Source organism: Lentilactobacillus diolivorans DSM 14421 (assembly GCF_001434255.1).
Classification (GTDB): domain Bacteria; phylum Bacillota; class Bacilli; order Lactobacillales; family Lactobacillaceae; genus Lentilactobacillus; species Lentilactobacillus diolivorans.
In genome coordinates, this window is sequence record NZ_AZEY01000108.1 from 105740 (window position 1) to 130738 (window position 24999).

24 protein-coding genes and 1 pseudogene are annotated in these 24999 nt (G+C 40.1%); 14 read left to right on the forward strand and 11 right to left on the reverse strand.

Annotation, left to right across the window (positions count from 1 at the left end):
* Positions 1-5: 5 nt before the first annotated feature.
* A complete protein-coding gene (locus FC85_RS14785; RefSeq protein ID WP_057866286.1) occupies positions 6-1052 on the reverse strand; it encodes a HAMP domain-containing sensor histidine kinase in 1047 nt (348 codons plus the stop codon).
* Complete coding sequence (locus FC85_RS14790; protein ID WP_057866287.1) at positions 1049-1720, reverse strand: response regulator transcription factor; 672 nt, start codon at positions 1718-1720, stop codon at positions 1049-1051. Before FC85_RS14790 ends, FC85_RS14785 begins: the two co-directional genes overlap by 4 nt.
* Before the next feature lie 198 nt (positions 1721-1918).
* On the opposite strand from FC85_RS14790, the gene FC85_RS14795 reads away from it, so the two are divergent.
* The 3 genes from FC85_RS14795 to FC85_RS14805 all read left to right on the forward strand — a co-directional run bounded on the left by FC85_RS14795 (position 1919) and on the right by FC85_RS14805 (position 4890).
* Positions 1919-3265, forward strand: a complete 1347-nt coding sequence (locus tag FC85_RS14795; RefSeq protein ID WP_225427637.1) for a condensation domain-containing protein — start codon at positions 1919-1921, stop codon at positions 3263-3265.
* 102 nt (positions 3266-3367) lie between these two features.
* On the forward strand, positions 3368-4264 hold the full coding sequence (locus FC85_RS14800; protein ID WP_057866288.1) for a polyphosphate kinase 2 family protein: 897 nt from the start codon (positions 3368-3370) through the stop codon (positions 4262-4264).
* A 401-nt stretch (positions 4265-4665) separates the two neighbouring features.
* The gene (locus tag FC85_RS14805) at positions 4666-4890 is read left to right on the forward strand and encodes a hypothetical protein (protein ID WP_147008620.1); all 225 of its coding nucleotides are present in this window, start codon (positions 4666-4668) and stop codon (positions 4888-4890) included.
* A gap of 143 nt (positions 4891-5033) precedes the next feature.
* Here the strand turns inward: FC85_RS14805 and FC85_RS14810 are convergent, their stop codons facing one another.
* Positions 5034-5822, reverse strand: a complete 789-nt coding sequence (locus tag FC85_RS14810; RefSeq protein WP_057866290.1) for a C40 family peptidase — start codon at positions 5820-5822, stop codon at positions 5034-5036.
* 466 nt (positions 5823-6288) lie between these two features.
* Between FC85_RS14810 and FC85_RS14815 the strand changes: the two genes are divergently transcribed.
* Entirely contained in the window at positions 6289-6621 is a 333-nt protein-coding gene (locus FC85_RS14815) for a hypothetical protein (RefSeq protein WP_057866291.1), read from the forward strand.
* A gap of 55 nt (positions 6622-6676) precedes the next feature.
* Here the strand turns inward: FC85_RS14815 and FC85_RS14820 are convergent, their stop codons facing one another.
* The 5 genes from FC85_RS14820 to FC85_RS14840 all read right to left on the reverse strand — a co-directional run bounded on the left by FC85_RS14820 (position 6677) and on the right by FC85_RS14840 (position 10444).
* Positions 6677-7096: a DUF3021 domain-containing protein gene (locus FC85_RS14820; RefSeq protein WP_057866292.1), complete on the reverse strand. Its 420-nt coding sequence runs from the start codon at positions 7094-7096 to the stop codon at positions 6677-6679.
* 14 nt (positions 7097-7110) lie between these two features.
* Complete coding sequence (locus FC85_RS14825; protein ID WP_057866293.1) at positions 7111-7566, reverse strand: LytTR family DNA-binding domain-containing protein; 456 nt, start codon at positions 7564-7566, stop codon at positions 7111-7113.
* A gap of 49 nt (positions 7567-7615) precedes the next feature.
* A complete protein-coding gene (locus FC85_RS14830) occupies positions 7616-8482 on the reverse strand; it encodes an ABC transporter permease (protein ID WP_057866294.1) in 867 nt (288 codons plus the stop codon).
* A gap of 1 nt (position 8483) precedes the next feature.
* Positions 8484-9344 carry an ABC transporter ATP-binding protein gene (locus FC85_RS14835; RefSeq protein WP_057866295.1) on the reverse strand — a complete coding sequence of 287 codons (861 nt, stop codon included), beginning with the start codon at positions 9342-9344 and terminating at the stop codon, positions 8484-8486.
* Positions 9345-9688: 344 nt separating this feature from the next.
* The gene (locus FC85_RS14840; protein WP_057866296.1) at positions 9689-10444 is read right to left on the reverse strand and encodes a class I SAM-dependent methyltransferase; all 756 of its coding nucleotides are present in this window, start codon (positions 10442-10444) and stop codon (positions 9689-9691) included.
* Between the two features lie 265 nt (positions 10445-10709).
* On the opposite strand from FC85_RS14840, the gene FC85_RS14845 reads away from it, so the two are divergent.
* The 6 genes and pseudogenes from FC85_RS14845 to FC85_RS14870 all read left to right on the forward strand — a co-directional run bounded on the left by FC85_RS14845 (position 10710) and on the right by FC85_RS14870 (position 18766).
* Complete coding sequence (locus FC85_RS14845) at positions 10710-12032, forward strand: replication-associated recombination protein A (protein WP_057866297.1); 1323 nt, start codon at positions 10710-10712, stop codon at positions 12030-12032.
* An 83-nt stretch (positions 12033-12115) separates the two neighbouring features.
* A complete protein-coding gene (locus FC85_RS14850; protein WP_057866298.1) occupies positions 12116-12352 on the forward strand; it encodes a hypothetical protein in 237 nt (78 codons plus the stop codon).
* 641 nt (positions 12353-12993) lie between these two features.
* Positions 12994-14727, forward strand: a complete 1734-nt coding sequence (locus tag FC85_RS14855) for a collagen binding domain-containing protein (RefSeq protein WP_083485160.1) — start codon at positions 12994-12996, stop codon at positions 14725-14727.
* A gap of 75 nt (positions 14728-14802) precedes the next feature.
* Positions 14803-15147, forward strand: a pseudogene (locus tag FC85_RS16285) (collagen binding domain-containing protein); the annotation flags it as partial.
* Between the two features lie 36 nt (positions 15148-15183).
* Positions 15184-18102: a SpaA isopeptide-forming pilin-related protein gene (locus tag FC85_RS14860; RefSeq protein ID WP_057866300.1), complete on the forward strand. Its 2919-nt coding sequence runs from the start codon at positions 15184-15186 to the stop codon at positions 18100-18102.
* 253 nt (positions 18103-18355) lie between these two features.
* A complete protein-coding gene (locus tag FC85_RS14870; protein WP_225427614.1) occupies positions 18356-18766 on the forward strand; it encodes a class A sortase in 411 nt (136 codons plus the stop codon).
* A gap of 170 nt (positions 18767-18936) precedes the next feature.
* Here the strand turns inward: FC85_RS14870 and FC85_RS14875 are convergent, their stop codons facing one another.
* On the reverse strand, positions 18937-20262 hold the full coding sequence (locus FC85_RS14875) for an MFS transporter (RefSeq protein ID WP_057866303.1): 1326 nt from the start codon (positions 20260-20262) through the stop codon (positions 18937-18939).
* Between the two features lie 949 nt (positions 20263-21211).
* Between FC85_RS14875 and FC85_RS14880 the strand changes: the two genes are divergently transcribed.
* Together FC85_RS14880 and FC85_RS14885 are read left to right on the forward strand one after the other, a co-directional pair.
* Positions 21212-22072, forward strand: a complete 861-nt coding sequence (locus tag FC85_RS14880) for a PhzF family phenazine biosynthesis protein (RefSeq protein WP_057866304.1) — start codon at positions 21212-21214, stop codon at positions 22070-22072.
* 47 nt (positions 22073-22119) lie between these two features.
* On the forward strand, positions 22120-22854 hold the full coding sequence (locus FC85_RS14885; RefSeq protein WP_057866305.1) for a sulfite exporter TauE/SafE family protein: 735 nt from the start codon (positions 22120-22122) through the stop codon (positions 22852-22854).
* A gap of 86 nt (positions 22855-22940) precedes the next feature.
* Here the strand turns inward: FC85_RS14885 and FC85_RS14890 are convergent, their stop codons facing one another.
* Positions 22941-23186, reverse strand: a complete 246-nt coding sequence (locus FC85_RS14890; protein WP_225427611.1) for a hypothetical protein — start codon at positions 23184-23186, stop codon at positions 22941-22943.
* Positions 23187-23524: 338 nt separating this feature from the next.
* Here FC85_RS14890 and FC85_RS14895 point away from each other — a divergent pair, with 338 nt between their 5' ends.
* Positions 23525-24232, forward strand: a complete 708-nt coding sequence (locus FC85_RS14895) for an AzlC family ABC transporter permease (protein WP_057866306.1) — start codon at positions 23525-23527, stop codon at positions 24230-24232.
* Positions 24219-24551 (forward strand): AzlD domain-containing protein, encoded by a 333-nt coding sequence (locus FC85_RS14900; protein WP_057866307.1) that lies wholly within the window; start codon positions 24219-24221, stop codon positions 24549-24551. Before FC85_RS14895 ends, FC85_RS14900 begins: the two co-directional genes overlap by 14 nt.
* 76 nt (positions 24552-24627) lie before the next feature.
* Here the strand turns inward: FC85_RS14900 and FC85_RS14905 are convergent, their stop codons facing one another.
* The gene (locus tag FC85_RS14905; RefSeq protein WP_307726104.1) at positions 24628-24978 is read right to left on the reverse strand and encodes a nucleoside/nucleotide kinase family protein; all 351 of its coding nucleotides are present in this window, start codon (positions 24976-24978) and stop codon (positions 24628-24630) included.
* Between the last annotated feature and the right edge of the window lie 21 nt (positions 24979-24999).

Genomic DNA, 24999 nt, shown 5'->3' on the forward strand with positions numbered 1-24999 from the left:
AGAAACTAATGATCCGAGTTATTGTCGGGCAGCCAAACGGTAAATTTGCTGCCGTGGCCGACCTGGCTTTCAACACTAATCGTGCCGTTCATTAATCTAACAATTCGATTAACGAGCGCTAATCCTAATCCATTTCCACTTTGAGAATGTGAGGTATCCCCCTGATAAAATTTATCGAAGATTCGGTTGATTGTGTCTTGATCCATTCCCTCACCAGTATCGGCTATCGAAACTTCAATCCCGTCAGCTACGATTTTAGCTTTAATTGAGACACTTTGACCTGCCAAAGTGAATTTAAAAGCATTGCTCAACAGATTCTGCCAAACAATGTTCATCATCTCGGTATCTGCTGTCACCTGCAGATTATCTGGAATATCAACTTTGAGTGAAATCTGGCCGGCTTCCCATATGGATTCAAACGTCAATGTTGTCTCAACGAGTTGACGACTGACGTTATAAGTTGACATTGTTGGATGAATTGCTTGATTTTCAATTTTGTTTAACTTTAGAACATTAGTGATTAAGGTGGCCATTTTGTCAGTTTCATCAATAATTATTTGGATATATTGATCAGTCTGCGGATGGGAGTTGTTTGAATTGTTTTGAAGCGCATTTGCGTAGCTTTTGATAACGGCCAGCGGAGCTTTAAATTCATGAGAAACGTTTGCAATAAAGTCGTTCTTTAAGGTTTCGGTGGATCCTAGTTCGGCTACCATTGTATTGAAATCTTCAAACAAATTATCAATCTCAGTGGGATTTTTAGATGAATGAATTGGTTGTAAATAAATTGAAAAATCACCCTTGGTAACTGATTTGGCAGCTTTGCTTAATCGAGCAAGCGGAACATCAAATGAAATGTGTTTTTGATAAGCAATGATTCCGATAAAGATTGCTGACACTACAATCCAGTATAAAACGTACCATTTAAGGTAGCTGCTGCCAATATTACGGGAATTGTTTCCATATAAGAATATTGGTAATGTTGCGAAGAAAACAAAAATGACGAAGGTACCCAAATATCCAGCAATTGAAATGTTTCGCTGCTTTCTCATTTTAAGACCACCTTATATCCTAATCCGTGGACAGTTACAATTTTGAATGCATCAAAAGTTGCAAACTTAGTTCTAATCTTTATGATATACACATCCACAGCTCGTAAACTAGTTGTGCTGTCAATTCCCCAAAACTCGTCTAATAATTGTGATCGCGAGAACGTTTTATTTGGGTAAGAGAGCAGTTTGAATAGAATATTAAATTCACGAACAGTCATTGGAATATCTTGTTGGCCAATAACAACACTCATTGAATCCGCATTCATTACCAGATTATCAATGCTTAGCTGGCGATCATTAGCAATATTTGCTCGCTTTAACAGGGCAGTCACCCGCATTAGCAGTTCTTCCATGTCAATTGGTTTGACCATGTAATCGTCAATCCCAGATTCATAGCCACGTCGTTTGGATTGAATGTCGTCGCGCGCGGTGACAAACAGAATTGGGATTCCTGGATTGATTTCACGGACATTTTTGGCAAACTCAAATCCATCAATGTTTGGCATCATGATATCTGAGATAATGAGATCGAACAATTGGTTATACATCTTGTCATAAGCGTCTTGCACACTTAAGACCCCTTGAGCTGATTGACCGTGGTTATTCAAATAGATGCAACCGATTTGGTTGAACTGAGGATCGTCCTCGACAACTAAAATATTCGCCATATATAAATCAAACTCCCTTACTGTAAGAATTGATACCATTATGGGCCTATTGTTCGATCTAACACAATGGATTTATTGATGTTGTTTACCAATTAACATTTCTCAAACATTTTATAAACAACGGCTTAACACTTCTTTTGTAAAGTTAGTGCAATCTCAAACAACGAGCTAACTGACAAATTTAAAGGAGTGCAAATTATGACAATGACAACTATTGACGCAACCTACCAAGATATTTTTAAAACAGTTAATGGAAAAGTTTATCTTGCAGCACTTACTAAGGTTGATAAACTAACTTCCGGTCAATCTTTTTTATATGGTAAGCAGGGTGCTCACAGTATGGTAATTGATATTCGACTAACGGAACCCATTGATCAATCAATTCTTCAGCAAGCTTTAAATCACGCGCTTAAGCGTTACCCGTATTTAACCAGTAAGATGGTTCTAAAAAACAGCAGCTATTTTTTAGCCTATAACAAGCTGCCAATGGTGGTTACTCAAACTGAAGAATTGCGGCGACTGGGCGGTCCGGAGACCAATTTTCATTTGGTCGATGTCACCTTTGATCAGCAACGTTTATTTGTTTCATACCATCATGCTTTGGCGGACGGCCGTGGCATCATGCCGTTTGTTAACACGTTATTGTATGATTATTTTTCTATTAAGAATCAGCAGTTTCCAGAAATTCCAGGTATTAATTTAGATGACGATCCGATGGAACCAGATGAAATTGGTGAACCATTTGAATATTTACCACCAGTGAACGCCAATTCTGCTGACATTCCGGAAATTGATCATCATGGTCATCAATTGATTGAGACGAAATATCATTTGAATGATCGAAGCTATCGTCATGAACTGGTTATTGATCAGGCTAGTTTTATGAAATATGCCAAGGCACACGATGCGACACCGGCCATTGCCGTTTCAATTATGGTTAGTCAGGCTATTCAACAAATCTACCCCGATATTTCCGATCCAATTGTCACCAATATGGCAAGCGATTTACGATCCGGCATTATGAATGAGCATACTTTTCGAAATTGCGTGGGAAGTGTGGCATTGCCAATTAATACTGAGGTTTTGACCGATGACCAATTTACAGAAGCAGCAACCCATTTTCGAAGCTTAATTAGGGCACATAAGGCGCAGAAAAGTTTAAGAGTTGAAGCTAACAAGATGGCCTGTTTATTTAAGCATTTAGATAATTTATCAACGTTTACTGAAAAACAAAAGATGATGGCGTTTATTGATCATGTTTTACTTAATACATTTGTGCTTAGCTATTCAGGCCAAACTAAACTAGGAAAATATGAGTCGTATATTGATGAAATGCACACTTATATGAGTGGCACAAACGGACTATCAATCGAGATGTTGGCGACAAACGGTAAAATCTTCGTAGACATGTCGCAGAGCTTTAATAGTGATGTGTATGCAGTGACGCTTGCCAAAATTCTGAGAAGAAATGGGATTAAATATCAGTTAGGGGAGCCGACGTATTTTAAAACACCAGTTGATGAATTGGCTAAGGGTGACCGTTAATTTCGACTCTGATGTCGTAAATTGGTCGAAAAGTAAACATGATTGACACTACATGAGCTTCCCTGTGCTATCTTTAAAGTGATAGGCAAGGAGGTTTTTATTTTGGATGATAAAAAAATATTTGATCGTGAAAAATCATTTCGCTATAACGGTGATGATAAATTTAAACTAAGTAAACGGCCGACCGCTGCAACTGATGAAGATTTAAGCAAGACGGATATCAAAGCAAGAATTGAAAGTAATATTAGTACTTTGCAGGATTTGCAGGGTAAATTGTATGCCCAGAACCGCTTTGGGATGTTGATCGTTTTTCAAGGGATGGATGGTTCCGGTAAGGACAGTATGATCCGCCACATTTTGAGTGGGGTCAATCCCCAAGGATGTGAAGTCACTAGTTTTAAGGTGCCAACGTCAATTGAATTGAACCATGATTATCTTTGGCGGATTCGGCGCCACATGCCAGCTCGGGGAATGATTGGTATTTTTAATCGGTCATATTATGAAGATGTCTTGGTTAGCAAGGTTCACCCGCAGCTGATTTTGAACGCGCATATTGGTGACTATTCAAAGTTGGACCAGGTAAACGATGATTTCTTCGCAGATCGGTACAAGGATATCAATTTTTTGGAAGATTATATGCAAAGAAATGGATTTATGGTCTTGAAATTCTTCTTGCATATGTCGAAGGATGAGCAGAAGAATCGGTTCAAGCGGCGGATTGAAATGCCGGATCACAATTGGAAGTTCTCGGCAGCTGACATTAAGGAGCGTCAGTACTGGGATGATTATCAAGCAGCTTACGAAAAGGCAATTAAGAATACAGCATCAAAGCAAAATCCATGGTATGTGATTCCATCAGATGATAAGTGGTATTCAAGATTATGTGTCTCGGATATTATTGATCGAAGAATGAAGGAATTACCGTTGAAGTACCCGGATCTGGATGACGCAAGCAAGGCGCAGCTTGAAAATGCGTTGGATGAGTTGGAGAAGAATTAGAGAGCGCAAAAAGCCGCGGTTAGCGCCCAGAATATAAGAGACTTGGGTCCATATTCCTGGTTCTGGAATATGGACCCAAGTCTCTTATATGGCCGGGCGCTGCGGCTTTTTGCGCGTTTTAGCAAAGTAACACTGGTGATTCGCAAAAAGAAATATAAATTTCAATCCCATATATGGCCGGAAGCCGCGGCTTTTTTGCGCGTTTTAGCAAAGCAGAAATGGTGATTCACAAAAAGAAATATAAATCTCAATCCCATATATGGCCGGAAGTTGCGTTTCTTTTGCGCGTTTTAGCAAAGTAGCAATGGTGCTTAACCCCGTCAAGCCGATTTTGCAATCCCACGTGTTTTGTCATACGCTAGTCATACCTAGATTTACCGTAGGGTAGGGAAGGTGTCTTAGTGAAAAGTTCTTGGATAAGAACGTTGTATATGTATGTCGCCTGTCTAATCTGTTTAGTGATTATCTTAATTACCAGCTGGGTGTTTCTAGACAACATTGCTGAACTGATCTGGCCGGATAATAACGGGTTGGCGTATGTTTATCAAGAGATGTTCTCTAGTGGGATCATGTTAATTGCGTCAATTGGTTTGTTTATCTTTCACTGGAAACATGCCAAAGATTAATTAGTGGCAGAAAGCTTAAACGAAATTCAAATTAGAAGGCATCAAGTCCTGTTAATTAACAGTATTTGGTGTTTTTAGTCTGTTTAGATAAGAAAAAACACCTACCCCCGATTAGATAGATGCCATGGAATAATTTTCAATTGTTAACTAACTTCACCAGCAAAACTTGGTGCAAAGTATGGTGAAATTGTTTGTGTTTGAACTGTCTTACCAGGTTCCGGTGCATTTACGTATTGGTTGTTGCCAATATAAATAGCACTGTGATAAACGCCACCCTTGCTTCCCCAGAACAAGAGATCACCTGGTTGGGCGTCTGAAACTGACTCGTAAGTCGTTGCTTCAGCTTGAGCTTCGGCAGTTCGTGGTAGTGAAACGCCATTTTGCTTATAGACGTATTGAACTAACCCAGAGCAATCAAATCCTTTGGTGGTTGTGCCACCCCATTGATAAGGGATACTTTGAGTCGTCAGTTGTTGCGCTAAACCGACAACACCAGTGGTATTGGCAGTGGTGCCGGCAGTCTTAATTGAGCTGGTAAATGTTGACTTGGTAGCTGCCTTTTTAACAGACTTCGTACTGCTCTGATTTTTATTTTTGGTGCTTGGACTAACATATGTACTGGTTGTTTGTTTCTTGACCCCAGTATAAGTTTTCCCTGTTGTGTATTTTTTAGCTTTGGTGCTTGATGAAGAAGTTAAACTTGTCTTGCTTGGAACTGTTAATTGTGACCCCGTTACAATTGTATTGATATCCTTTAGATGATTTGCTTTGGCAAGTGTGCTAACAGTCGTATGGTACTTGGTGGCGATTCGATAAAGCGTATCACCAGACTTGACAGTTACTTTGGTATCAGCACTCGCGGCAACTTGGCTTAATGTAAAAATGCTAGCCATTGAAAACAAACCGACAGCGACTTGTTTCTTTATCTTCATTAAAAATCATCTCCCCAAACTCGTTATATTATTAAGAAATTCTTAAGACACCTATACCATACCATGTTTTTTGCTTTGGTTTGTAACAAGCTCGTTACATTTTTGACTTTCCAATTATATTAGTGATTTGAGCCGCAAATATTGACATATCAGCGCTTAGGGTTATTAAATCAATAATGTTAAACTTGCTGAGAAGTCTTTTGAAACATTTTTGTAACATTTAATGATTGAAATAGGTGATGAAATAACTTATTTTGGGTCAAAGTGCAGAAAAACACGAAATCGTTTTCACAAAGAATGTTGAATAAATGTTGTAATGTCAACGCTTTCAATTGCTTTTTCACTTGCACGATTAGAAATTCTGTTTAAAATGAAAATTGACAAGTGGAATAAAGATCTCATTTACAAAAAACGAGCTCAACAAGTCCAATTCGTCAATGTGAAATAAAGAAAGGAAGTTTTTGAAATGACTGCTACTAAAGAACAATGGAAAGTTGCATTAAATTCAAAGGAAGCCTTTCACGACTTTATTACAAACTATTTTATGGCTCACAAAGAGTTAAAGGGAAACTATGATAACCAATATTACTTTGAAAACTATGCTGTAAGTTTGGATAGTAAAAAGGGATTGGTTGTCACTCTGACAACAGGTTCATATACCGGAACCGGTTTTCCAATCAAGGATGTGGAACACATCTCGATTGAAGACTTTCGCCAGTTGCTTTTAAATAAGAAGTTCGCTGATAAGAATGTGACGTTGCCACAGGTCTTTAATATTGCCGCTTATATGATCGCTTAGTGATGAACATGAAAATAACACCAGCTTCCGAAAATTACTTTTTCAGCAGCTGGTGTTATTTTTTGTCTAGATTTCGTTTCTTTAATGCCTGATTAATTCGCCTAATTTTTGTGTTGATGGTTAGGTAAATGATGACCCATGCCAGTCCATAGACAATCACGAATTCTAATAGGTAGCTCATCCAGAATTGTGGCATTTGCCATTGATCCAACCAGCCGTTATATGCCATCATTGCTGAAACTAAGGTAAACGTAATGATTAAATGGCCGATTAGCACAACTAAATAGGATAACGACTCAATTTCAAATATTTGACTGAGTAAGCCAATCAGGCCGCTCATCAGCATGACACTTAGAATGTTTTTAACTGTTGGCGGTGTTGATTGATAGCCACTCGCAATGATTAGCAGGTACAGAGTCGAGCCAATTGTCACGCCACGAACAAAATATCGCATATTTTTCATTAATAATTTCATTGTTAATCTCGCTTTCACAAACCAAGTCGATGTTCCAATTCATTTAAATATTTTCGACTGATATCGGTTTTGACGTTACCGGTTAGAATTGCGGTCATTCCGCCAGTAAAACTATCTTCCAATGATAAGAGGTGATCCAGGTTAATGACCGCATGTTTTGAAATTTGAATGAAGTTGGGATTCTTGAGCCGGTCCGAAAATGCGTAAAGTCGGCCTTTAGTGGGAATGACCTGCTCCGTTGTGTAAATTAATAATTCGGTTCCCGAAATATCGATTAGGATAATGTCTTGGGGTTTGACCAATAAGACGTGATCCGCTGATTTTATCGGAATAAGTGTTGGCGGGTTCGCATGATAATTTTTTAGATAACCAATGATGCTGTCCACTTCCGCCGATTGATGGTTGGCTGAAATTGTGGCATTGATTTCGCCATCATTAAGCTGTTCATTTTTGTGAAAGTGAATTTCCATACGGTTTGCCAACCTCTCCGAGAATATGTGTAAAGTTACTTATATTCTATCATTCAAAGTCAGTTACTTTGTTTCTTTTTTGACTTCTAATTAATTCGGTTAGTAAAAGTACCAACATCCCAATTATGAAGGCAGCGATTAATAGTTCGATGGTTTGATTTCCAGTTAAGAGATGCTGCCACGCTATTTTAACGCCCATTATTTTTTCAAAGTGACCTTGTTGCCCGTGAAATGCATTGGTGAGAGGGTCATTCATAAAGATTTGGCGATAAAGCGCGGCGACGTAAGATCCTGGAGTAAATTTGATGAGTAATTGGGCGAAATAGGGTAGGCCGCCGATTGGAATGTAAGTGCCAACCAGAAAACCACTTGCGGCACCTAAAATTGATTCGATGGTTCCTAGTGAGTCAAATCGGCTGATAAATTGGACAAAGAGCATATTAATGACAACTGATAAAAGTGCACTTAAAAATGCCAACCCCAATACGGCGGGAGTTTTTGACCAGGGGATGACTAAATTATCGGTAGCAGCAAAGTATCCCAGCATGATGGCCAACATGATAAGCTGCATGAGGAAGCCAATAATGGCGGCACTTAGCATGTAACTGACTTTCATTTTGAATCTGGAGATGTCAGTTAAGTAAAAATCTTTGATTACCCCGCGTTCTTTATCTCTAACCAGTTGGCCAAGTGATGAAAGGGTCGTCGTGATAGCAGTAACGGATAAGGTACCGCCGATCAACCAAAAGTCTAGTAGCTGACGGGAGTTGGGGACCTGCTGCCAGCTGGAAATCATTGTCTCCTTTAAAAAAATAACGTAGAGGACAAAGGAAATCATCGCGCCAAGTAGTGAGAAGAAAACGCCGGTGTGGTTACGGAAATATAATAGTAGGTTTCGTTTTGTTAATGCGAACATGTTAACGCATCTCCCTTCCGGTTAATTTCAGAAAGGCATCGTCGATTGTGCCGTTCTGGTAGTCAAAAGTAACAATATACTGTCGGTATTTTTCCAATAAATTCAAAGCAGCTTGTGTATCTGCGGGTAAACAAATTACCTTTTGATTATCTTGAGTATGGGGAATTCTTTCTGGAATCAGTTTCATTAACTGTTGGGCATCGTTGGTGATAATCGTTAGCCGGTTGGTTGCGTAATCGTTTTTAATTTTTGCTGCCGAACCGCTGGCAATGACTTTGCCGTGATCAATGATGTAAACCTCATCGGCGTTGTCGGCTTCCTCGAGGTAGTGGGTGGTCAAAATAATGGTTAAACGGGTGTCATGTTGCAGTGAATGAAGCAGATTCCAGATTGCGGAGCGGGTTTGAATGTCTAAACCGGTTGTCGGTTCATCCAGGAAAAGGACATCGGGTTGGTTGATTAAAGCCCTGGCAATATCGACCCGGCGACGTTGCCCACCTGAGAGACTGCTATATTTTTGATTGATAAAGTCGTTCAGGCCAACCTTTTCAATTAATGCGTCGATCTCGTGAACAGCCTGCTGATAAAATCGGCTACGGATCATTATATTTTCTTTGACGGTTAGCTGATCATCAAGGATGCTTTGCTGAAATACCATGCTGATTTTAGTGTCAGAAGTCATTTGAATTGTTCCGGCAGTTGGGGTTAATAAGCCGGTTAACATCGACATTGTAGTTGTTTTTCCCGCACCGTTTGGACCAAGTAGGGCGGTTAAGCTACCTCGTTCAACTGCTAAATCGATATGGTTAACGGCAACTTTGCTTTGGTAAGCTTTAGTGAGGCCGGTTGCTTGAATAATCATGGTGCTCATCTCCTTTATTGATTGTATCCTAGCATGGTCCAATCGATTTGAGGTTGAAATATCGATGAGTGGTTGAATAATGAATACAAGGGGTAAAATGAGACAGGTGAAATTTAGAGCTATCTTGATATATGGATAGCTGATTGTTAGCAACAGAAAAGACGTATAAATCCAGGTGAAAATGATCCTGGATTTATACGTCTTAGATACTTGGTGGGCTAAGGGTGGGACGAAAGGCGGTTACGCGGCAGAAAGTTGCCTTTTGGCGCACGTTTTCCACTCGGTAATAATCGTGATTACACAAAGGGACTGAAATAAAATTACTGTTGTGCCAGCCCCAACTCCTATGCTTTTTGGGCAATCACAATAAACCGATCCTCGTTAGTAGTTATTGATTTTTGTGTGTCAATAATTTGCTGTAAAGCTAAGAGTTGTGGCAAACATTTATCAACTGAAAAGTTGGGAAATTCCCAGGGAATGATTGAAGCATAATAGACAATTGCACCAACATCAAAGAATGTCATTTTTGGGAAAGCTTGCTTGTCCAACCGAATCTTTAACCCCGCTTTCTGACATGCATTGATTGTTTGAAGCAAGGTATTTTTTGGGAAAGCTGGCACATAATTTGGATTTAGAAACTGTGATAGTGAGAAATTGTTGGTGGCACCGACTTGTTGAGTGATGAATAGACCAGTTGAATTGAGTTTATTGGCAACTGATTTTGCGTTAAAAGCATTATGACTATTCGTAATGATATCGACTGATTGATTGTGAACTGGCAGCATATCCGCTTGTTTAACAGGATAAACAGTCACTCCAATCGGTTCGAATTTTTTGCGCAATAGATCAATATTTGGCTGCCATGCCTCCGTTACAGCTGTCTGATGAGCAGGATGATGAAATGACGACAGCAGCTCACCGCCGCCAGTCCCCATATCCAAAAGCATTTTGTTGGGTGTTAGCGACTGTAAAACCAGCTGTCGATAGTCCCAAGGCAGCTTTTCATTATTCCAACGTCGCTTAAGGTGGGAGAAGTCCCAACCGCGAATGCCGATTCTTTCTTCATGTTTCCAAAATCTTTTTAATTGCTTTTCGTTCATGATAACTATGCCTCCAAATTGATAGAATTTATTTTGGATGATTGGCACAGTTGACTCTGCCATTCGCTCGACACATTGGCAGAAGCGATTACTGTGCCGAGCACTTCACTAGTTTAAGATGATTTACCATTTGGCATTTTCCCTTCCATTTAAAATAATTATAGTTTAACACGTTAAATTTCATTTTTTTCAGTAAAATGGTAAACTATCTGTGTAGTGAACGTTAGTTCGTATTGAAAGACATTACGAAAAAGAAGGTGTCAATTTGAGACAAGAATCGCTATTTGCCGGGAATCAGCAGGCTAATCAGCCGTTAGCTAGTCGGGTGCGGCCCAAAACGCTCTCGGAATTTGCTGGGCAACAACAGCTGCTCGGCAAGGGAAAAGTGCTTCGCGAAATCATTGAAAGCGACCAGTTACCCTCAATTATTTTTTGGGGGCCGCCCGGTGTTGGGAAAACGACTTTAGCAGAAATCATTGCCCGTAAAACCCAGGCTAAGTTTGTGACCTTTAGTGCGGTAACCAGCGGGATCAAAGATATTCGCAATTTGATGAAAGATGCTGAGGCCAACCGGGATATGGGCGGTAAAACAATTGTCTTTGTTGACGAGATTCACCGATTTAATAAAGCCCAACAAGATGCCTTTTTACCGTTTGTTGAGCGGGGAAGCATCACATTAATTGGCGCGACTACTGAGAATCCCTCGTTTGAAATTAATTCAGCACTGTTATCGCGGTGCAAAGTCTTTGTGCTTCACCCATTAACTACCGATGACATTATTCAATTGATTCATAACGCGCTTAAAAATCCAGACGGGTTTAAACAAACCATCGAAATCGATGATGAGGCGATTCACCAAATTGCGGAATTTGCGAATGGGGATGCCCGAGTTGCCTTAAATACACTTGAAATGGCGGTTAACAATAGTCCAAAAGCCGGCGATAAAACAAAGGTTTCAACTGACGATCTTCATCAATTAATGGCCACTAAGTCTTTCTTATATGATAAGAATGGTGAAGAACACTATAATCTGATTTCGGCACTGCATAAATCAATGCGTAATAGTGACGCAGATGCCGCTACCTATTGGCTGTCACGGATGCTAAGCGGCGGTGAAGATCCGTTGTATATTGCCCGGCGGTTGGTTCGGTTTGCCAGTGAAGATATTGGACTTGCAGATACCAATGCCCTTAATGTGGCAATCAACGTTTTTCAAGCTTGCCAGTTTATTGGCATGCCGGAATGTAATGTTCATTTAACTGAAGCGGTAATTTATTTGTCACTTGCCCCCAAGTCAAATGCCGTTTATAAGGCCACTTTAAAGGCTGAAGCTGATGTGAAGCATTCAATTAACGAGCCGGTACCGTTGCAGCTACGGAATGCCCCTACCAAATTAATGTCTGAGTTGGGCTATGGTAAGGGGTATCAATATGCGCACGAATCCAAAGCTAAGCTGACGACGATGCAAACAATGCCGGATTCGCTAATTGGCCAAGTTTACTATGAACCAACGGAACAGGGTAACGAGAGTCGGTTTAAAAAGCGATTGGCGCAAATTAAGCAGTGGGAACAAATGCATCGCGAATAGTTGGTTGTGAGCCGAAGGTCCTTTTCGTTTACTCTCATTTGGATGACGATTATAATATTAGGAAAAAAGGGGAATTATTTAACATGGAACTGACACAAACTGATTTTGATATTTTAAATGCCATTCAATCTGGCCGAGTAGGGGCTGGGACGCCGGTCAACCACTTTGTTGATTACTGTGACAATGCGATCGGCGGGAATCCGCGACCGTTGATTGAAGCTGGCTATATTAAGAGTGACGGTGACTCCGTTAATGGGTTAACCGACAAGGGATTGGCTGCTTGGAAAGACTTTAAAGACAAGCATCCCCAAGATGATTAGAATGAGAATTTTATAATAATTAATAAACAGAGTGGACCAGCAAGCGGTTAGGCCCCAGAATATAAGCCCCCTAACTTGATATTCCTGATTTTGGAATATTAAGTTAGGGGGCTTATATGGCCGGGGCCTGCTTGCTGGTCCACGTTTCAACCAAGTAAAAAGTTCAACGAGATATTCTGAGCCTGAATATTTGGATAATTCGGTTATGCGGTAGGAAGTTGTCTTTTGGCGTACGTTTTCACTTGGTAATAATCATGATGACACAAAACGGGACTGGACAAAAATAATTTTGTCCAGTCCCGTTTTGTGCTCGTTATTAGAATATGAAATTCACAGAAAATTCATACTTTTTTCAATAAATGGTGATCGAAAAAATTAAGCATAACCGATTACCTTTTTTATGATAGTAATTATGGCCCCTGTTTAATTAATTTATAACATAAAAGGGCTTTTCCATAAATGTTTTGGCTACAAAAATATAAAACGTGTCATTTTAATGACAATTTTTACATTTTTTTCTGATGTATTCGAACTGAATTGACATACTATGTTGCGCGCATCAATAATTGCACATGTGAACCTTAGAGGGGCATTAAGATTGATCGTTAATCGAAAGCAATTATTGAAGGGATGAGAAAAAGATGCAAAGAGAAAACTTCTTGAAGCGAATTTACACTGTTCTAATGACGATGATATTAGCATTTCAACTAATTACACCATTTTTTCAAGTAACAGCATACGGGGCAGATACGACAGATATTAGCACTGTTTTACCGGATTCTGCCAACCATAGCATTATTGATAATGCGGATGTTTCATTTACTGATCAGAACAATCAGCCGTCGAATTCAAATCAGATTACGCCTGATACTAATATTTCGTTACATTATGATTGGTCAATTCCAAATAAGCTAAAGAATAACTACCAATTGAAGAGTGGTGATTATTATACTTTTCAGCTGCCTAAGAATATTACATACAGCGCAAGAACTGGTCAACTTGGGGATTATGGAACTTATAGTATCACAGCAGATGGTAAAGTGACGTTCACGTTTAATAGTAATGTTGAAAATCACGATACGATTAGCGGTGAATTTACGTACACCCAGAAAATAGATTCTAAAACAACCGCTGGCAGCCAAACAATTGATATTCCGACGACAGATGGGGTTAAAACGACCAGCATTATTGTTAATCCGACGGGTGGAAACGATATCGCTAAAACGGGGACGGTGTCCAAGGATAATAAACAAATTACTTGGGATGTCTTAGTTAACACTGATACAAATGCATTGAAGGATGCACAAATAAAGGACCCGATGCCTAAGGGGACTACTTTGGACAAAACAGTGGTTTATCCGGTATCAGTTAACTTAAAAGGTGCCGTTATCTCCACTGGGGATCCTTTGATTGCTGGCACTGATTATACGGTTGACAAAGATGGCACGGTGCAGCTAATTGGCAAATATGCTGAAACAAATCAAGCTTTTAAGATCGAATACACAACGGATATTGATAGTAGTGCCGTTCCAGATGCTGGTGGACCGGTTAAATTTGATAATACAGCAACTCTTAGCAATAATGGACAGGATTATTCCGCCAATGCTTCAGTAACCGTCAATTATGGGAAATTCTTAGAGAAAAAATTTGATGGTCAAGATAATAATGGTAGTCAAAAATATAATTGGCATGTTAATTATAACTTTGGTGAGAAATCACTTTCGACTAACACTCAATTAACGGATACATTGTCTAAAGGCCAAGTGTTTAGTGGTGATCCTAAATTAACTTATGAAGATGGGACAACGGTTACTGACGATCAATATAAAATCACCTACAATGATGATAAAACTCAGATGATTATTACATTTCCAAAAGGGCTTGATCGAGGCGTAAAAGTTGCCTATCAGTCTCAGTTGACGGGTCCAAATGATGATCAGGATACAATTAGCAATACTGCTTCCAGCAACGGCCAAACTGTGTCTGCCGGTGATCAACAAGTTAACCAACAAGGATTGTCAAAATCAATTGCGAGCGTTGATTACAATGCCAAAACGGTTCAGTGGCACTTAGATATTAATATGGCTCGCCAAGACATGTCAGATTGGTCCATGACTGATTCGGTTCCAGATGGATTGACCGTTGATACCAAGTCGTTTGGATTAACCGATAAAGACACAGGAAAGGAATTGGTTAATGGCACAGATTATCAGGTGGTGCCAACATCTACCGGTTTTAAAGTAACATTGTTGGGTAATTTGAAAAAACACGCTAAAGATTGGCTTGTTTTAGCTTACAAGACGAGTTTTGATACGTCTAAATTGGCACATTCTTTGAAATGGACCAATCAAGCAAAGGCAACTTGGACGGACTAATCAGGTTCACCCCATACCAATAATGCGCAAGCTGATTTTACACCTAAGGTTGAATTTCCAAATGATGGTAGTAAATCAGGCAGCTATAATCCAGTCGATAAGACCATTACTTGGACGGTTGTTGCCAATTATAATCAACGAACATTAAAAGATGCCCAAATTGTTGATAATATTCAAGGTGATCAAGATTATGTTGCTAAGAGTGCAAAATTAACTGAGGCAACGATCAATTCGGATGGTTCCTATAAACCAGGAGCTGAAGTTGATAATGCTAATATCGGTTATGATTCTCAAAACCAACGATTAACGGCCAAATTACCGGATAATAGCACTAAAGCATATGTATTAACCTATCAAACAAGTTTAGCTGGTAAAGTAATTGATCAAGAAACTTACAACAACACAGCAACGTATCAAAACAACGATCAAAGTAGTCAACTAACAGCAGCAGTAACAGTGCCTAATAGTGGTAATCTGGCTGAAAAGAGTGGGCAACAAGATCCAACAGATGCATCATATGCGTTGTGGAATATTTGGGTTAATAAGGAACAGTCCAGTTTAAAAGATGTGACCGTTAATGATACGCCATCAGATAATCAAATTATTGATCCCTCAACGATTATCATTTATCCAACCAAGGTTGCTCAAAATGGCAGTTTCACTGAAGATACTGCCAATCCTTTAAAGGCCGGCTCCGATTATAACGTTGATTTGACGACGGACAATGCTGGCAAACAGGCATTAAAAATTGATTTTAAGAATCCGATTACCTCTGCTTATGCCATTCACTATAAGGCGCTCATTAATTCATCTTTGGCAAATGATACTTTAACGAATGCAGTTACTGTAACTGGAAACGGTGAAAAAACCGTAACTCAGAGTAAAACGACACAAACTAAAGTTGTTAATAGCGGTGGATCAGCAACTGGCAAAAATTCAAATTTGACGATTACTAAAGTTGATCAATCGACTAAAAGTTCCATTTCGGGGGTTAGCTTTGAATTATATGCCGATAATAATGGACAAAAAGGACAATTGTTAAGAAGCGGAACGACCGATAAAGACGGTAAACTTAATTGGCAAAATTTAAAATCTGGCGACTATTTGCTCTTTGAAACCAAGGCAGCCGATGGCTATGTTATTCCAACTGAATACGCTCAAGGTAAAAAAGTCACCATTACCAGCAGTCAAGATAATACTAATACCATCAATGATACTGTTCCAAATGAGAAAGGGAGCGTCACTGTTACTAAAACGGATTTTGACACCAATCAGCCTTTGCAAGGAGCTGTATTCTCACTATACCAAGAAAACGGGACGTTAATTAAGTCAGGTTTAACGACTAATCAAGATGGTCAAGTGACATATACTGGTTTAAATGCCGGTAGTTATTATTTAGTTGAGACTGACGCTCCAGATGGGTACAACTTTGATAAGAATAAAACATACGCATTCGCGATTGATGGCAGCCATATTAATCAAACAGTTGCTGTTACCAATTCGGAAAAAGCTGGGGCAGTTACGTTAACCAAAGTTGATCGTGATGATGGACAAAAGCTAGCTAGCGCAACCTTCTCATTGTTCCAAAAAGATGGGACATTAATTAAAGCCGGTCTGGTAACGGATAGTTTGGGTAGGATTTCGTATGACAATTTAAAGCCCGGCGATTACTATTTTGTTGAAACACAGGCACCAGTTGGTTATCAATTGGATAACCATCAGTATTCATTTACCGTTGCAGTTGGTCAACAAACTCAATCAGTATCTGTCACTGCGACTGATGAAAAGACACCAGGATCAGTTCAATTAATCAAGCAAGACACCAATACCGGTAAAGCGCTTGGTGATGCAACGTTTGATCTATATCAACAACAAAATTCAGTTGCTAAATTGGTTCAATCTAATTTGAAAACGGATAGTAACGGTCAAATAACAGTTAGTGGTCTCCAACCTGGTGATTACTATTTTGTTGAGACCCAAGCACCAGCTGGTTATCAATTAAACAAAGATCAGCAGTATCCTTTTAAAATCATATTTAATCAAACGACGGCTGCCAAAGTTACCGTTAACGATAGCGAAGCCACTGGTTCAGTTGTTTTAACAAAGACTGATCAGCAAACCAAGCAAAAGTTGGCTAATGCTGAATTTGATTTATACAGTCAGGATGGCTCGATTGTTAAACAAGGCTTGATAACAAATGCCAATGGTCAATTAACGGTTAGTGATTTAGCACCGGGAGACTACTATTTTGTTGAAACCAAAGCACCAGATGGCTATCAACTCGATAAAGATCAACAATATCCAGTTACAGTCGAGTTTAATCAGCAGGCTCCTGCAGCTGTTAATGTGACCGATAGTCAAACACCTGGATCTGTTCAACTGACCAAAGTTGATAAACAGACTAATCAGGCTTTATCAGGGGCAAGCTTTGCTTTATATAAGCAAGATGGCACCTTGGTTAAAAATGATTTGGTAACGAATAATCAAGGACAAATTCTTTACGACAACTTAATGCCGGGCAGTTATTACTTTGTTGAAACCAAAGCACCTGCTGGATATCAATTAAACAATCGCCAGTTATCGTTTACTATCAAAATTGGTTCCCAAACTGAACCAGTGACATTAACCGCTAGTGATGAGGAAACGCCTGGATCTGTTAAACTAATCAAAACTGATCAAAGCACTCATCAACCATTGTCCGGAGCCGTTTTCGATCTTTATCGACGTCAAGGACCTGTTTCAACAGTTATTAAGACAGGCCTAATAACTGATTCAAATGGTCTGATTACAGTTGATAATTTGCAACCTGGTGACTACTATTTCGTTGAAACTAAAGCGCCAATGGGTTATCAGTTGAATAATGATGTTCAGTATCCAGTTACGGTTGCAATTGCTCAAAGCCAAGCTAGTACGGTTACAGTTCAAAATAAACCAACCAATTCGACGCCAACAAAACCGGTTTGTCCAGTAACACCTCAGACGGTTTATCCGTTAAATCCCGGTTGCGGTCAATCAACATCTGGCTCGACTTGCGGATCAACAGTTAACACGAATCAGAGTAGTGCTAACAATGGTGGTAATAGTGTGGGTACCGTTATCAACAATCGAAATGGTGACAACTCAATGTCTTCTGGTGATTCAGCAACTAAATCCGCAAGCAGCAGTAGTCAAAATCAGGTACCAGCAATAGCGGGAAATTCAAGCCAATCTGCGGCTGGTTCCCCATCAACGGATGGCGCGACTAATCAAACACCAACACGGACTTCTAGTGTTTTACCACAAACGGGCGAATCTCCCAATTATTTGATGCTGATTGGCTTTGTTTTACTCCTTGCTTGTGGGACATTTGTTTTGAGACGGTTTAAAAACAGATGACGCCTCGTAAATGGGCAACAATTTGCATGAGTACTTTGGGCGTGTTGGGATTCTTACTGGTGATTAATGAACCGTTAAAGAGCCTGTTGATTACCAGAATGGGTCGGATAGATATCGCACAAACAATCCATTTCAGGGGTAACCATAGCAAAAAAATGGTTCGAATTTTGATTTTTCGAGTGTTAAACCGGTTAATTGGGAGAATACACTTAAAGCTTGGCAGTCAAATACGGCTGGAATTGGGGAAATTGCCATTCCGTCGGTGCGATTGAAATTGCCAATATATGACGGTCTAAATAATGAAAATCTTCTTAAGGGCGCTGGCACAATGCGAGCAAATGAGCAGATGGGCGGAGGAAATTATGCACTTGCGGGTCACCACATGGCAGATCCTCAAATATTATTTTCGCCTTTGGCCCGTGTCCAACGGGGACAGCGTGTTTACTTGACGAACAACAAATGCGTTTACGTTTATCAGGTTCAGTCAAAAAAGGTAATCAGTAAGTATCAGGTTGGGTATCTTAAAGCAATGCCGCATAAAAGAAACCTCACGTTAATGACTTGTTTGACAGCCAGTATTGGTGAATCAAAGCGAATTTTGGTTAAAGGAAATTTTGTTTATCAGACTAAGTTTAGTCATCGATGGTTTGATTTATTCCGATGAACTCTAAACCTATCAGATCAGAATTAGAAAATAAATAAGCCGAAAACTTCTTAAGTTTGAGTCCAATCAACGTAGGCGTTTAACTTACAGGATTGGAATTAAGGAGTTTTCGACTTATTTTATTTGGTGATCATGAAGTTTATTAGATTGTTCCAACTAGTTACTGATCGCTATTTCGTATAGTCAATTGACTTGGTTTCCTTGGTTGTCAGCAGTGCGATCAATGAAACGGTCGACATGATGGCAAGATAAATTCCAACGGCATGAATGCCCCATTTATCAACAAGAAATGACGCGATAGTTGGCGCAAATGCCGCACCAACAATGGCGGACATGTTATAAGCGATACCGGCACCGGAGTAACGGGTACTGGTTGGAAATAGTTCTGGCAGCAATGCGCCGATGGGTCCGTAGATAACCCCCATTGTTAGGAAGCCAACGAATAGGAAGAACAGGCTTCCAAGTAAGTTGTGTTGCCCTTGGAAGAAGAACGGAAAGATCGTGGCGAAAACAATGATTAGGATCGTCCCGGTAATGAGTACTTTTTTACGGCCAACTTTATCAGCTAAGATTGATGAGTAAAGAATCATTGCTGCAAAGACAACGATGGCTGCCATTAGGAGTAACAACCATTCTTTGTTATTAAATCCAAGTGCGGTTGTTGCGTAACTTAATGACCAGGTTGATAGTAGGAAAAAGAACGTGTAGGAAACGCCCATGGTTAAAGTACCTTGGAGTACTTGACGCCAGCTCTTCCGGAAAACTTCAACGAGGGGTGCTTTTTCAACGGTATTCTTCTGTTGAGCTAATCGGAATAATGGTGTTTCCTGCATCTTTCGACGAACCCAGAGGCCAACGATAACCAAAACGGCTGAGGCAAGGAATGGAACTCGCCAACCAAATGAAGCCATTTGAGCTGGCGTTAACATTGATTCTAAGATAAAGAACAAACCATTGCTCAAAAAGAAGCCGATTGGCGCACCAAGTTCTGGGAAGGCACCGTATAGGGCCCGTTTGCCCTTTGGCGCGTTTTCAGTGGCAACCAGAACAGCGCCGGACCATTCGCCGCCTAGTCCAATTCCTTGAATGAACCGGGCTAAACAAAGGAGCAGGATAGCGGTGATCCCAAGGGTCTTGTAACCAGGTAAAACTCCGATTAAAACGGTGGAAACCCCCATTAGCAATAAGGACACAACAAGCGCGCGTTTTCGGCCAAGTTTATCACCGAAGTGACCAAATAGCAGTGAGCCAAGTGGCCGGGCAATGAAGGCAACCCCGAAGGTTAATAGGCTTAGTATCATGGCGATGGTAGGTGTGACAGATGGGAAAAAGACGTTGGGAAAGTATGTAGCTGCGGCGGTACCGTAAGCGTAGAAATCAAAGAATTCAATGGCTGTCCCAATCATTGAGGCCAAAATAACAGTTTTAACGGGGTCTCGTTGAAGGGTAGCGGTGGATTTGGCTGTGGGACTGTATGTTTGTGGTGTTTCTTCCATGTAGGTCAGCTCTCTTTCGTAGAGTGGGGCAGAGGGCGGTTAGCTCCCAGAGTGTAGGCGAATGATTCGAATATTCCGGTTTTGGAATGTTTGAATCATTTGCCTACACGGCCGGGAGCTGCCTTCTCTGTCCCACGTTTTCATCTAAGTAATAAGCAACAATAATTTCACTCGGCGGCAATTCAAAATCAATCATAATAAACTGCCAAAAACGGGGTAACTAATCAATCATATAAATAATAGCAATATCAATTTTCCAAAAATCACCACCTTTCAAGCTAGTTGAGGATAAAAAAAGCCAAGAACTGAATTGACAGTTCTTGGCTTAAAAAACCAATCCTGCCCGCGTCTTGCGGGCATGCAAAAGTGTGCCCGCGGTCTAAATAATGACGACGACGCGGACAATAATGGTATTTGCGTTAAAAGTAGTATTGGTTTTCATAATTAAGTCCCTCTTTTTCTAAGTTGATGGTATCTTATCAGATGTCAGATGAAAAGTAAATAAGAAAATTAAAATAGAGTGTGAAAACGAGCGCTTAGATCTCAGAATATCGCCTGCTTAACCCCATATTCCAGGTTTTGGAATATGGGGTTAAGCAGGCGATATGGCCGAGATCTGCTCGTTTTCACACGTTTTGGCGAAGCAGCCAAAACAAAACCGTTCCAGGTTTTGGAATATAGAGTTAAGCAGGCTATATGGCCGAGATCTGCTCGTTTTCACACGTTTTGGTGAAGTAGCCAAAACAAACCGTTCCAGGTTTTAGAATATAGAGTTAAGCAGGCTATATGGCCGAGATCTGCTCGTTTTCACACGTTTCCTGGTTTAATAACAATTGTTTGAGTAATCATTTTCAGAATTTTTGCAGGACATTTTCCTAAGAAACGGTTTATTTTAAACACCCGAGTGATTATACTCATTATCAAATAGAGATTAAGAGAGGGCGAAACAATGAGTCAACAAATCCCATTTCAGCAAGTAGATGTTTTTACCCAAAAACCATTCAAGGGGAATCCCGTTGCGGTTATTTTAGACGGTAATGGATTGCGTGATCGTGAAATGCAAACCATTGCCAACTGGACTCACCTGTCAGAGACAACCTTTGTCTGTCGGCCAACAAATCCAGAAGCTGATTATCGTTTACGAATTTTCACGCCTGCCAGCGAGTTGCCTTTTGCCGGACACCCAACGATTGGCTCAGCTGAGGCAGTGCTAAAACACGGCATTCGACAGAAACATGCTAATTACTTGGTTCAAGAGTGTGGGGAAGGATTAATTAAAATATATTTGGATGGTAATCAACGGTTTTTAACGATGCCCACCCCAAAAATCGACACAATTTCTGAGAAACAACTGAGTGGTTTAGCTGACTCGTTGGGGATTCCCACCAGCCACATTAGGATTAATGCCATTGTTGATGTTGGCGCGACCTGGTTCACGCTACAGCTGACCGATGCCAGTGAGGTATTGCGACTTAAGGTCGATAATTCAAAACTAAAGCCACTCATTCCAGCGGGAGTAACCGGCGTGACGGTCTTCGGGCTGACATCCGATTCTGAACCAACCGATATGGAAGTCCGATCATTTGCGCCGACTGAAGGCGTTGATGAAGATCCGGTTTGTGGAAGCGGAAATGGTTGCGTGGCAATTCTGGTTAAACGCCATCATCTTTTGAACCGGGCAACTTATCTTGCGAATCAAGGCGCGTGTCTGGGACGTGACGGCCGCATTGAAATCCGCTTTTCTGCCGATGGTCAGGTATTAGTTGGCGGTCATGCGGTGACTTGTATCCAAGGAAATTTAACGATCTGAATATCAGTTATACTAGTCCTATAAAACTAAATTGGGGCGGATATTAGATGTTATTTGGAATAGTCATTTTGATCGCGTTATTTGGGGCGTTGGTGCGCACTGTTTTTGGTTTTGGCGAAGCTTTGGTGACAATGCCATTACTGGCTTTGGTGTCATTTGATTTGAAGACGTCGGTGGCTTTAATTGGTGCCTTGGGATTAATTGTTGCACTACCCGGGGCAATTCGTTATCGAGTTCATATTAATTTTGCCGTTGTTAGGCGACTGGTAACCGGATCCATTCTGGGAGTTCCGGTGGGGATTTTACTAATTAAATTTGTTGACGCAACCTTGATTATGCGAATCCTAGCTGTCTTTTTAGTTGTTTACGGCAGCTATTGTTTGATTCGAATCTATCGGCATCAAAAGAGTCAGCCTCGGTTTCAGGCAAATGGTTGGGATTACTTGGCTGGTCTGATTTCTGGAATCATGGGCAGTGCCTATAATAGCCATGGGGTGCCGATTGTTGTGTATGGTACATTGAAAAAATGGCATGTCCTGGAACTTCGTGGCATTTTGCAGGCCCATTTTCTATGTGTTGGCATCATCGTCGTTGCCAGTCAAGCAATTGCTGGTTTTTGGAGCTTGGAAGTGTGGGAACTGTTATTATGGATTGTGCCACTTTTGCTAATTGTGATTCCGACTGGTAACTGGTTGGTGGATCATATTGATCCAAATCAGATGGTGAAATACATTTATGGGCTGTTAATTATTTTTGGAATTATGCTGTTTTTGAAAGCATAGTTTAATCATTAAAATGAAAGGGCGACCCACAGTGAGCCATTGTTGGCTCGGCGTGGGTCGCCCTTTTTTAAGTTTTGTGAGGTCGATTAACTTGCTTTTTCGTTTTTTCTTTCAGTCTTATGGTAATAAGTCATCAAGGCATCAATTCGTAGTTTGTCTTCAATAGCCAAGTCAAATTCTGCATCAGCATCAAACGGGTTTCGATCCGCTGCTCGTTTCACTTCCAAGTATCGTTTGCGGTTTGCTGCTGGATAATTCGGTGCAAATAACCCGTTTTCACGTTCAGTATCAGTGGTTCCGACAAGGTGAATCCTAGTTTTGCTTTGAATCATCGCAATGCCTCCATTTCAAAATATGAGTGTGATAAACGATAATAACAATTGTTTCAGAATTCGTTGGCTCAACACATATCAATGAAACTTCACGTTAATTAACAAACTAATTTAACGTGAACACATATATTATAAAATTTTGGCTTAAAAAACAAGTCTGAAGGCGTTTCTTTTAGATTAAATTTTGGTAAAGAAAAGTAGGAAAAGCTTTTTGCTTTTTTATCCAGTTAATTAACGTTGACAACAAATGGCGTCCAGATTAGAATTTGATTAATAACCAATGTAACATTTCAATGTTATTTTCTGAAAAATATTGAAAGAATCGAGGGGACATTTGCGTGAATGACGAATTAACTGTATCCAGTGCTATGAAAGAAACGCTACCAACAGTATTTGGTTATATAGGAATTGCGATGGCATTTGGAATTGTCGGTAGATCGGCCGGCTTAAGCCCGATGTTATGCTTATTGATGTCAATGATTACATATGGTGGAGCGTCTCAGTTTGTGGCCATTAGTATGCTTTCAGCTCACAGTCCGCTACTGTCCATTATTTTTTCGGTGTTTTTAGTGAATTCAAGAATGATTCTGATGACGACTACCTTAGCGCCATATTTTAAACGAGACAGTTTATTAAAAAATATTTTGATTGGTGGTATTGTGACAGATGAAAGCTTTGCGTTAGGAATGAATAAATTAAATTATACAAATAAAACGTTGAATTTTTCCTGGTTTAACACCGTTAACTTGATGGCATATGCGGCTTGGAATATTGCAACCCTCGCCGGTGCATTACTAGGCAATGTAATTGGCGATCCAGATAAATATGGATTGGATTTTGCAATTGTCGCAATGTTTATTGGACTTGCTTATTTACAACTTATCAGTGATCGTTCAATTGCATTTAGTTTACAATTGATTGTGGTAGGTGTTGTGCTAATTCTAGTGTTTGTTGGCCTGATATTCATTCCAAGCAACATGCTGATTTTAATGGTTACGTTGATAGCTTGCTTTTTTGGGGTGGTGATGAAACATGCCTTCTTTTAATTTTGTTCTTCTAACCATTATTGGAAGCGGTTTGCTTACTTGGTTAGGACGAGTTTCGCCTTTCCTTATCCTGAAAAGATTCAATTTGTCACCCCGAGTTATTGAATTTCTTGGATTTGTGCCGATTGTGATCATGTCTGCGTTATGGTTTGAAAACTTGTTTATTCAACATCTGGGGCATTTGCCCTCAATTAATTGGCCTAATCTAATTGCTTCCGTGCCCACGTTAATCAGTGCAGTTGTGTCGAAAAATCTATTAATAATTGTTATTGTTGGGGTCGTTTCATTAGCTATATTGCGATTGGGGTTTGGAATGTGAGAATAAAACGGGATGGAAAACGGTTAATTTGCGACATAATAAGTAGACTGTGTGCTATCTCACTCACTGTTATCCCTCATCTTTTCTTTTGCAGTGATTGAATTAGTTTTATCAGTTTGGCAACCTTGTCTTTTAGTGGTAAAGTGCCATCCAAAATCAAATCGGCATTTTCTGAGACATAACGTTGATTTTCGACAAAGTAGGGACGGGCACTGTTTAAATATTGTTGAGCCCAACTGATAATTTCTGCTGTTGATTTATGGGTGTCGTCACGAATGATTTGGCGGGCAAATGCGATGTCCAAGGGAATTTGAAGGTAAATAACTTTGTCAATGTATGGGCGTAAAGTTTTGTGCCGATAACCGAATGGGAAATCAACAAGTACCAATGGCGTGGTGCCATAAACTGATAAAAAATCAGTCATCATCGTGCTAATATCGTATTGATT

Excerpts from the sequence above, each read along its gene's own strand:
- FC85_RS14785 (WP_057866286.1), bottom strand. The coding sequence starts at position 1,052 with ATGAGAAAGCAGCGAAACATTTCAATTGCTGGATATTTGGGTACCTTC.
- FC85_RS14790 (WP_057866287.1), bottom strand. The coding sequence starts at position 1,720 with ATGGCGAATATTTTAGTTGTCGAGGACGATCCTCAGTTCAACCAAATC.
- FC85_RS14795 (WP_225427637.1), top strand. The coding sequence starts at position 1,919 with ATGACAATGACAACTATTGACGCAACCTACCAAGATATTTTTAAAACA.
- FC85_RS14810 (WP_057866290.1), bottom strand. The coding sequence starts at position 5,822 with ATGAAGATAAAGAAACAAGTCGCTGTCGGTTTGTTTTCAATGGCTAGC.
- FC85_RS14815 (WP_057866291.1), top strand. The coding sequence starts at position 6,289 with ATGACTGCTACTAAAGAACAATGGAAAGTTGCATTAAATTCAAAGGAA.
- FC85_RS14820 (WP_057866292.1), bottom strand. The coding sequence starts at position 7,096 with ATGAAATTATTAATGAAAAATATGCGATATTTTGTTCGTGGCGTGACA.
- FC85_RS14825 (WP_057866293.1), bottom strand. The coding sequence starts at position 7,566 with ATGGAAATTCACTTTCACAAAAATGAACAGCTTAATGATGGCGAAATC.
- FC85_RS14830 (WP_057866294.1), bottom strand. The coding sequence starts at position 8,482 with ATGTTCGCATTAACAAAACGAAACCTACTATTATATTTCCGTAACCAC.
- FC85_RS14835 (WP_057866295.1), bottom strand. The coding sequence starts at position 9,344 with ATGATTATTCAAGCAACCGGCCTCACTAAAGCTTACCAAAGCAAAGTT.
- FC85_RS14840 (WP_057866296.1), bottom strand. The coding sequence starts at position 10,444 with ATGAACGAAAAGCAATTAAAAAGATTTTGGAAACATGAAGAAAGAATC.
- FC85_RS14850 (WP_057866298.1), top strand. The coding sequence starts at position 12,116 with ATGGAACTGACACAAACTGATTTTGATATTTTAAATGCCATTCAATCT.
- FC85_RS14855 (WP_083485160.1), top strand. The coding sequence starts at position 12,994 with ATGCAAAGAGAAAACTTCTTGAAGCGAATTTACACTGTTCTAATGACG.
- FC85_RS14875 (WP_057866303.1), bottom strand. The coding sequence starts at position 20,262 with ATGGAAGAAACACCACAAACATACAGTCCCACAGCCAAATCCACCGCT.
- FC85_RS14880 (WP_057866304.1), top strand. The coding sequence starts at position 21,212 with ATGAGTCAACAAATCCCATTTCAGCAAGTAGATGTTTTTACCCAAAAA.
- FC85_RS14885 (WP_057866305.1), top strand. The coding sequence starts at position 22,120 with ATGTTATTTGGAATAGTCATTTTGATCGCGTTATTTGGGGCGTTGGTG.
- FC85_RS14890 (WP_225427611.1), bottom strand. The coding sequence starts at position 23,186 with ATGATTCAAAGCAAAACTAGGATTCACCTTGTCGGAACCACTGATACT.
- FC85_RS14900 (WP_057866307.1), top strand. The coding sequence starts at position 24,219 with ATGCCTTCTTTTAATTTTGTTCTTCTAACCATTATTGGAAGCGGTTTG.
- FC85_RS14905 (WP_307726104.1), bottom strand. The coding sequence starts at position 24,978 with ATGATGACTGATTTTTTATCAGTTTATGGCACCACGCCATTGGTACTT.